This is a genomic window from Endozoicomonas sp. ONNA1 (assembly GCF_024606325.1).
Taxonomy (GTDB): domain Bacteria; phylum Pseudomonadota; class Gammaproteobacteria; order Pseudomonadales; family Endozoicomonadaceae; genus Endozoicomonas_A.
The window spans coordinates 1-9,299 of record NZ_JAHHPN010000464.1; the positions used below are offsets into that span (position 1 = coordinate 1).

General features: G+C 45.3%; 5 protein-coding genes and 1 pseudogene. All 6 read left to right on the forward strand.

Annotation, left to right across the window (positions count from 1 at the left end):
* Window positions 1-232: 232 nt before the first annotated feature.
* Entirely contained in the window at window positions 233-670 is a 438-nt protein-coding gene (locus tag KDK19_RS10530; protein ID WP_257291906.1) for a hypothetical protein, read from the forward strand.
* The gene (locus KDK19_RS10535) at window positions 661-1,413 is read left to right on the forward strand and encodes an OmpA family protein (RefSeq protein WP_257291907.1); all 753 of its coding nucleotides are present in this window, start codon (window positions 661-663) and stop codon (window positions 1,411-1,413) included. Before KDK19_RS10530 ends, KDK19_RS10535 begins: the two co-directional genes overlap by 10 nt.
* Window positions 1,406-2,935, forward strand: coding sequence for an EH signature domain-containing protein (locus KDK19_RS10540; protein WP_257291908.1), 1,530 nt, complete (start codon window positions 1,406-1,408; stop codon window positions 2,933-2,935). Before KDK19_RS10535 ends, KDK19_RS10540 begins: the two co-directional genes overlap by 8 nt.
* Window positions 2,925-5,954 carry a DEAD/DEAH box helicase gene (locus KDK19_RS10545; RefSeq protein ID WP_257291909.1) on the forward strand — a complete coding sequence of 1,010 codons (3,030 nt, stop codon included), beginning with the start codon at window positions 2,925-2,927 and terminating at the stop codon, window positions 5,952-5,954. The genes KDK19_RS10540 and KDK19_RS10545 overlap by 11 nt, the downstream gene beginning before the upstream one ends.
* Before the next feature lie 182 nt (window positions 5,955-6,136).
* Window positions 6,137-8,437: an AAA family ATPase gene (locus KDK19_RS10550; RefSeq protein ID WP_257291910.1), complete on the forward strand. Its 2,301-nt coding sequence runs from the start codon at window positions 6,137-6,139 to the stop codon at window positions 8,435-8,437.
* A 3-nt stretch (window positions 8,438-8,440) separates the two neighbouring features.
* Window positions 8,441-9,299: pseudogene (locus KDK19_RS10555) on the forward strand (McrC family protein); the annotation flags it as partial.

The window sequence follows — 9,299 nt, forward strand, 5'->3', positions numbered from 1 at the left end:
GTTCAATCGAATGCTTAAGAGCACTGGCTTCATCCAGAATCACCTTAGTGGCAAGATCCTGATTTTTGGCCTGCTCAAGGAAACTGACATTGCGCTGTTTATCTTGTTCTGCCAGTTCTTCAATACGACGATTCAGCTGCTCCATCATGGCCTTGGTCACACTGGCAGTTTATTCAAAACCGGTTCCGAACTTAACCATGCTTCAAGCTGCTTGCAGCAGGGCTATGAGCAGGTGGCAAAGTCCAATGATACGCTGGCAGGAAATATCGCCATGGTGACCGATGCAAATGTCCAGACAGCCAAGCAGGTTGATAGGGTCACAGAAAACCTGCATACGATTATGGAAACCTATAAGGAGCTACATGTTGCGCTGAGAACGGTTTCTGATCAGGTGCATACCGGGGCCGAAATGAGCACACGCTCAGCGAAGGATTTGGTTCATCACCACGAGCAGTATCGTCAGCAAATGACTGAAACCATCGAGCATCTCCATAAGAAGCTATTAGAAGTCTTAGGTGATTATGGTCGTACGGTTAATGATCAGACAGCTGATCGAATGTTAGAGTGGAATAAACATACACGTGATTACTCTAATGCCATGGAGGCCGTCGTGCGTGTGATGGAGAGTTTGGTAGAAGACCTGGACAGTAAGGAGGCTGCATGGCAATAGGGTCTGGTGTGCGCAGAGGAAAAAGCCGACAAGTCGATGAAGAAAATCCGTACTGGATATCTTTCTCCGATATTATGTCAGGGTTGCTGGTTATTTTTATTCTCGCTTCTCTGCAGTTGATTCTGGAATTGTCTGAAACCAGCAAGGAAGTCGATCAGGCCATTACTGAACTGGTGAAAAGTAATCAGATTCGTTCTCAAATGCTGGAAGAAATACGTCAAGATCTGTTAGAACAGGGAATTCATGTTGAAGTGGCAGAAAATCAGTCCGTTTTGCGTATTCCCGATGAACAGCTCTATTTCCAGACGCTACGCCATGATATTCCTGCGGACCGTACATTTGCGGTGAATGCCATTGGCGCAGCGTTGTATGAGGCCGTTATGAAAGACAACCGCAGCAGTTATATCGATACGGTTTTCGTGGAAGGCCATACTGACAGTCGTCCCGCCCATTCTCTGAAAATGGGTAACTGGGGTTTGTCTGCTTACAGGGCAATTACGGTATGGAGTCACTGGCGTAACAATGAAAACTTCGGCTCCGAGTTGTCCGCTTTAAAGAATCGTGATGGTAACCCTATGTTTTCTGTCAGCGGTTATGCGGCTACTCGGCGTAAAATTGAAGTGGATAATACAGCTGAGAAGCAGAGACAAAACCGCCGAATCGACGTACGCTTTACCATGCGACAACCCAGTTTGATTGAATTGAAGGATATCAAACGAATACTGAGTGACAGCGATGTCTAAGCTGCAACTACCACCGTTGAAATTCGATTTGCCCCAATGGCAGCCAGGGGATCTGGATCTCTGGAATCATAAAACAGAAGTTTTGCGTGAAAGAGGCGCAACTGAGAATGTCGGAGTCAGTAATGGTATCAAGGAAAGAGCCGGGGAGCTTTATAGCGAGATAATCCGTGGCGGTGATCTGATCGCGGAAATACGACGGGGAAAAGATATCAGGGCTTTGATATGGCTGTGGCTGGAATACGAGGACGTTTATAAACGGCTGATTTTGGGTGATCAGATTTTTAAGCGGTTTGAATCAATTCGCCCAAAAATGTCAAAACTGGCACTCTACGATTTAACGCTTTTTTACCTACAAAACTTTGACGATGTCAAAGGTTTCGAGCTGCTGTGTGATTTTCTAAAGCGGCAGTATCAGAAACAGGACTTTTCCCGCAATGACAGCAGTCTGGCCAACATTAAGCTGTATAGGAAAATCATTTTTAACGCTTCTGGTCCCCAGTCTCTGGTGGAAGAGGCTGTCAGTTGCAACAAGCCTTTGAACGATATTCTAAGGAATGTCGGATTACCTGAGGGGCGGCCAGGCCGTTTTTCGGAAGCCTGCACAAACATCTACTATCTAAACCAGGTTGAAAAGCTGGCAATCGGGGAAAATTCTACCCTGTTCCCCGAGATGGTCCAGGAAAAGGTGGCAAAGGCCGCTTTTAAGAATGGTTTGTTTATTGGACATGCGCTGATTAACATCCTGATAGGAAAGGTGCTTGGGGCAGGTGTTGAAATGCCCGAAAACTGGATGAAGGTTATTCTGGCCATTGCGGGTGACCCCCGTGTGCCAAAGGGTGCCAAGAGCTATCAGACCTGGTGGTCGATAATTGACAATCAGTACATTGTATCTGTCCGGGGATGGCTGTCCCGCTTCGATCTTGGTTTGTTTCTTAAAGCGATCGATGCATTTGCCAAACGCAGGGGGAAAGATGATTTGCAAAGAATGTTTCCAGCCAGAAAGATCTTTCTTGAGGGGCTCTTTGAACTGGGTGTAGTAAAAAACACCAGACTGTTCGTTGGAAGAAGTGCCAACAGTTTTCTGTTGGATAACTACCGCCAGAGTGAACTGCCATCTTATGCTCATCTGGCTGATAATGACAAGTGCATTATCTATATGCAGGTCGGTGATTACCACATTATCGAGGGCAGCCACAGCTCGTACCTTTGGATATACGATCGCTTACCTTCCCGGCAGCATATTAATAATTACGATATTAATAAATTTGGCGCAAGAGAGCTCGGAGTAGGACTTAAAGAAGTTTATACCAGGGAGTTCCAGGAACGCCAGGATGATTTATTCAGCGAACCAAGCATGTACCCGTTTCGTATACAGCACAACCCTAATAACTTGAGCTGGCAGCGGTCGGCATTGAAAGCTCTGCATTATTGTGGTCTTGATATTGATGCCGAAGCAGTTTTGTCGGAACAAGATTATCAGTATTTAAGACAGTGTTACGGACTGGACCCAAGTGAATATTAAAGCGTTTTTCAGCAGCCTTTTGCAAAAGCCTGATGCTCTGAAGTTCGATGTGAAGCCCGATTCCCAAGGGCTGAATTTTTTTACCAGTAAAGAGCTTTTTCGTCGTTGTCAGCAGGGTGATGCGAAACTGGATGACAGTATTGTGTACCAGTTTCTGTCACTGCAAATGTTGGCTGAGCAAGGTGATGCCACTCCTGTAGTCAATGGATTTTTTATTGCGTCGGATAATGTAGTCAAGTTATCAGAGGAAGATCGACTGTTGCTGGGGTTGCCGGACAGCTGGCCAGGGCAGTTTGAGGTTGAGTTTAAAGGTACTACTACGCAGCCATCTTTTAATATTCGCTTGATACTGGTTCACAGTGATGGCTCCTCACTGGGAGGTAAACAGTTTCAACTGAATGGCCCTTTACTGAAGCTATCGCACTCTGAAATTTACCTGCCCAGCCCAGAGCAATGGCATCTGTTGCAGGCCATCCAGAAACACAATGCCCTGTTAGAAAAATCAGAATATGACAATCTTGCAGCGGTTTACCAACTACAACAAGCTGCTGCAGAAGGTTGTCAGGTTCAGTTGGCTCATTTTAATGAACTTGAAGCGGTTTCACCTGATGCCATAGGTGTCGGTGTCAAAGTTAATACAGATGGTTCGTTGACGCTCAATCCAACTATTGAAGGTGTGGACACAGACCGTCTTGCAGAACGTCTGGGGCAGCTTGATAGCAAGAGGAAAGTTCGCAGTATTCGTGTTGGCAAAAAAATTATATTGTTGGATGAGCAGAAGTTGCTGGGTGTTCATGAGATTCTGAAATCGAGAACGATCCAGAAAGAGCAGGTTAAGGATTTTTTTCAGACTCCAACCGCCTTTCTTGATGCTTCCCTGGTTGATCTTGATCAGGGCTTTTCTCTGCGAGTGCATGGCGTTTCTGTTTTTGAGCATGGCTACTTTGGTGATACAGAAGAGTCTGGTATCGACTGGTTTGCTGCCGGGATGCTGAAGGATTTACCAGTTAAACCAGCAGCAGAAATGGTTCAGGCTATAGAAACTGAGGAGGATCTCAAAGCTGTTGAGCAGCAAATAAGAGATGCTCATCAGGCTGGGGCTGAGGTCATCACACTCGGTGGTGAAAAGTTTAATGTCAGCAACAAAGCTGAGGTTGAAGCCGCTTTAAAATCAGCTCAGGAGAAAATCCTCAACCCCGAAACTCTGACTTCAGATTCAGTTCAGCACAAAGTTGATACAGAAAATACAACTCTGGTTGTTGGGATTGCTGAGAATGATGAACAACAGGACTACGGGGAATTTGTAACCGAGCGAATAAAAAACGTCAGTTATAGTGCGCCACTGGATTTTTATTATCTAAAAAGGCAACCTTTCCCACACCAGCTGGAAGGTATACGCTGGTTACTGGGGCTTGCCCGTGAGTCAATGAATTGTGCTCCAAGGGACAGTCTGCATGGTGCCTTGTTGGCTGATGACATGGGGCTGGGTAAAACCTATATGTCGTTGGTGGGCGTTTCTGAGTATTACCGGATCTGTCGGGAGCAGGGCACAATAGAGCGGCCTGTGATGGTCGTTGCGCCCTTGAGCCTTCTGGAAAACTGGAAAGATGAAGTTGACGAAACTTTCCATAACAGTCCGTTTGAAGATGTCATTATTCTTCAGGCAAATGCTGATCTGAAGCTATTCAGGAAAAAGGGCTTTGGTGCTGAAACCAAAGCTGAGATTGTACAAGGTGGCGATGGCTTCCCCTATTCCCTGTTGATAGGCTCTGAAGCAGGTACTGCAAGGCTTGATAAGCCTAAAAGACTGGTTTTGACATCCTATCAAACGTTACGAGACTACCAATTCTCCCTATGCCAGATTGACTGGTCATTCGTTATCTTTGATGAAGCTCAGTTTATTAAATCTCCCAATACTCTGGCTACTCGTGCCGCAAAAGGTTTGAAAGCCTGTTTTAAACTGCTAGCTACAGGAACACCTGTTGAAAACCATCTGGGGGATTTCTGGTGCCTGATGGATACCGCCAAACCCGGTGCACTGGGGTCTTATCAGGATTTTCGTAAGCAATATATGATTCCTATTGCGAAAGCTGATGCTAGCAGGGCGGTAGAAATAAAAAATGACATTGGGCGATCACTGCGGCAAAGGGTCGGTCCATTAATGTTGCGCCGCCTTAAAGAGGATAATCTTGAAGGTTTGCCCGATAAGCATATTTGGGTCGGCGTTAATGAGTTGGTAGATGAACGACATAAATGCCTGCAGGGACTGGCTGTCACAATGCGTGGCGAACAGCTTAAGTCCTACGATGACATTGTTCAGAGCGTTATCGACGCTAAAACAATGGATAATGCTCAGGGTGTTGTGTTATCTGCCTTGATGAAACTGAGAGCGGTTAGCCTACATCCACAGCTGATTGAATCCTCCAAACCAGAGCTGCCAGTCAGTGACAATAAGCTGAAAGCATATTTGCAGCAATCAGCAAAGATGGTTGTGCTTCTGCAAACTTTGGATGAGATCAGACAGCGGCAAGAAAAAGTTATTATTTTTTCCATAAATACAAAACTACAGCTGATGCTGGCAAGGGCTCTGGAAAGGGTTCATAGCATAAAGGTCAGTATTATTAACGGTGATACCAAGGCGGTAAAGGGAAAAACCGTTAAAGAGAACCAAACCCGTAAAGGACTGATTCAGGAGTTTGAAGCCTCGCCGGGCTTTGGTGTTATCATAATGTCGCCTGTGGCTGCAGGTATGGGGTTGACAGTGGTTGGAGCCAATAACGTGATTCATTTGGAACGGCATTGGAATCCAGCCAAGGAAGCTCAAGCATCAGACCGGGTTTATCGGATTGGTCAGAAGAAGAACGTAAATATTTATTTGCCTATGGCTCTGCACCCATCAATGAGTTCATTTGATGACAATCTGCACAAACTGCTTTGTAATAAAACAACCTTGAAGGATGCAGTAGTGACTCCAGAAGACGTGAAAGGAGAAGAGATGGCTTCAGGGTGTTTTGGCTAAACGTATTCTGCTCATCTCACCTGAAAATTTATGCCGGAAACTCTGACATTGACTTTAATATAACCAAATCAACAGGCTTGTTCTCTCTGCAATGGGGTGTCCTTTCAATACGCATCAAACGACAGTAATATCATAAAATAAGAATTAATCGCTAATATCCGGTTTTCCTTAAGGGGGCGGTCATGACTGTTTCACTGTTTGAACAAGTTGGCCAACTGGTTGCCAATAATCCGGAATATGCCCGCCAAACCAGTAACGATGAGGCTTATAAGCGCTTTTTAGAACTCTATCCGGCTGACAGTCTGAAAAATCTTACTCTTGATCAATATTGCCTTGGCAAAGGGGCCCGGGAAGGCAATTTCTGTTGGTGGCTGGAGAGAGGGTTAAAGCCGGTACTGGGTTCATATTCGCCAGGAACCTCTCGTGGACACCGAATTTACAAGAGGAAAGATGGTGGGTTTTATATTCCTAAGAAAATGGAAGATTATTCGCCTGAACAAGTCCTGAAACATTTTCTGGAAATCCATTATAAATTTGCCACGACTGATAACTGGGAAGACGCCTTAAAGCTCGATGGCAGAGGCTATGTCACCGATATATTGCATCTGGATAACCCGTGCAGTATTGGCGAAGGGCGAAAATTAAGATTGCTTGCTGCTTACCATCCCTACTTATTCCTAAGCATCAGTTCGTCAGCCCACCTTCAACACTTTTTGGAACTGTTTGGTCTTGAAGAACAGGAAATCAAAGATAAAGCTATTGGCAGAATGCAACAGCTTTGGAAGATATATCAGCAAGTCAAAGAGCAGTATTATGAGGAACTGACACCCCATGGTTTTGCCCGAGCATTGTATTCCAGTGAGCTGAATATTCGCCCTTCAAAAACTTGGCATATAACTTCCGGTGATGAAGTTGAAACCATGGATGATGAAGAAATTGGTCAGGTTTTACCAAGAAACCAGATTCTTTATGGTCCACCGGGAACCGGAAAAACATTTCGTACCATAAATCGTGCGTTACAGGTTCTTGATCCAGCATTTTATCTTGAACATCGAGAGGACAGAGCTGCACTTCGAAAGAAGTTTGAGAGCCTCAAAAAATCCGGAAGGGTTGCCTTTGTCACATTCCACCAGAGCTTCAGTTACGAAGATTTTGTTGAGGGCATTAAGGCTCAGGCTAGTGAGGATGGAGAAATCCACTATGAGGTTGAAGATGGTATTTTTAAACGGATGTGTGCTTCCGCCAGTGCTCATGTGACACGTGACTCCGATGCCGGAATACAGTTGAACGAAAGAAAAATTTGGAAAATGTCATTGGGTAATACGCTGGGTGACGACGCATACATTTATGATGAATGTATTACCAATAACTATATTCTTCTGGGGTGGGGCGGAGATATCGACTTTACTGGCTGTGCATCCCGCAACGAAATTTTGGTAAAGCAACAAGAACATGATGAGGATGTAAAGTCACAGGATTATTCTGTTCAGTCGGTTGATCGGTTTATCCATCATATACAAGTGGGTGACATTGTTATTATTTCTGATGGCAATCACAAGTTCAGAGCTATTGCGGAAATAACCGGAGATTATCGCTACCTATCCAAAGACGATCGGGTTGGATACCAGCAGTGCCGGGATGTCAGGTGGTTACGTCACTACAGCCCGTCACTCCCAAGAGAAGAGCTTTTTGAGAAAGCACTATCGCAACAAACGCTTTATCGGCTTGATCGGGGAAATATCCGAATGGATTCTCTGCAGGAAATACTGACACCGCAAACCGGTGAGCCTGAGAGTAAAACTCACGTTCTCATTATTGATGAGATTAATCGTGGCAATATTTCTCGAATATTTGGTGAGTTGATTACTCTGATCGAGCCATCCAAACGGCAAGGTGCCAGCGAAGCATTATCTGTCCGACTGCCTTACTCCAAGGACGAATTTTCTGTGCCGGATAATTTGTACCTGATTGCCACTATGAATACAGCTGATCGCTCCCTGGCACTCATGGATACAGCACTGAGAAGGCGGTTTGTGTTTGAAGAAGTGATGCCGCAGGCTTCATTACTGGGGGATATATCAGAAAAAGACCTCGACGGCATTAATCTTCGGTTAATGCTGGAAACGCTTAATCAACGCATCACACTGCTATACGACAGGGAACATACCCTCGGCCATAGCTTTTTTATGCCGCTTAAACAGGAGCCTGGCCTGAGTCTGTTAACGCAGATTTTTGAACAACAGGTACTACCATTGCTTGAAGAATATTTCTTTGAAGACTGGGATAAAATACGACGGGTTCTGGGTGACTTTCAAAAACCTGAGGAGTTTCAGTTTATTCATCGCAATGAGCATGTGCTAAGAGACATTCTTGGTAGTGACTGGGAAGGCGCGAATGAAACCCTGAGCTATGAGCGTAATGAGGATGCTCTCAGTTCTGCTGAGGCTTACATCGGCATTTATAAGAATTTATTGCCGGAGTAGCCCATGGTTTCCAGTATCAGTATCCGTGAGTTTGGCTTACTGGGTAAAGGCGGTCAGGAAGAAAACAGCAGATCACAGACATCATTAGACAGGGCATTGATCAGTTCTGGGGCATATGAATACCTGGAACAAATGATGTGTTCTGACGAGAACTACTCACGTTTATTACGACCTGTCCAGAAGTGGCAAAAAGCTTGGTTACAGGTTAGGAACTTCGTAGGTGTTATAGACACGCCCTGCGGTGTCCGCATCGAGATTTTGCCAAAAATCAGCACTGTTGACAGCGACATTGTACCGGCAAGGCGGCAGTTGTTGAAAATGCTGGAGCGAGTTTACAGGATTCCGTTGATTGAATCAGGAAAGGGTAGCGTAGAGAAAATCAATCGAACCTTGCCAGAGATGATGATCAGTCAATTTTTGAAACAGGTGAATCACCTGGTCAAGCGTGGGGTGCGAAGCGACTATTTGCTTGAGTCCGGTCAAAAAAGATTTCTTCGGGGGCGGCTCGATGTTGGGCGGCAGGTCAACATGCCTCCCAGTAAAAGGGATCGGTTTTGTATTGAGTACGATGAGTATTTAATGGATGGCCCTGAAAATCGTCTAATTCATTCGGCTCTGAGTAAAGTAAAAGTATGGGCAAGAACGCCTGAAAACCAGCGCTGGGCAAGGGAGCTGGCTTTTGTTTTTGCAGAGTTGCCAAAGTCTCGTGATGTAGAGAGTGATCTTCGCTGCTGGCGTGATGTTCGAAGTATTGCTCACTACAAACATCTGAAGCCTTGGTGCAGGCTGATCCTCAGGCAACAATCACCTTTTTCAATGAAAGGGCAATTTGATGGCATCAGCTTCCTGTTTCCTATTGAGC

Excerpts from the sequence above, each read along its gene's own strand:
- KDK19_RS10535 (WP_257291907.1), top strand. The coding sequence starts at position 661 with ATGGCAATAGGGTCTGGTGTGCGCAGAGGAAAAAGCCGACAAGTCGAT.
- KDK19_RS10540 (WP_257291908.1), top strand. The coding sequence starts at position 1,406 with ATGTCTAAGCTGCAACTACCACCGTTGAAATTCGATTTGCCCCAATGG.
- KDK19_RS10550 (WP_257291910.1), top strand. The coding sequence starts at position 6,137 with ATGACTGTTTCACTGTTTGAACAAGTTGGCCAACTGGTTGCCAATAAT.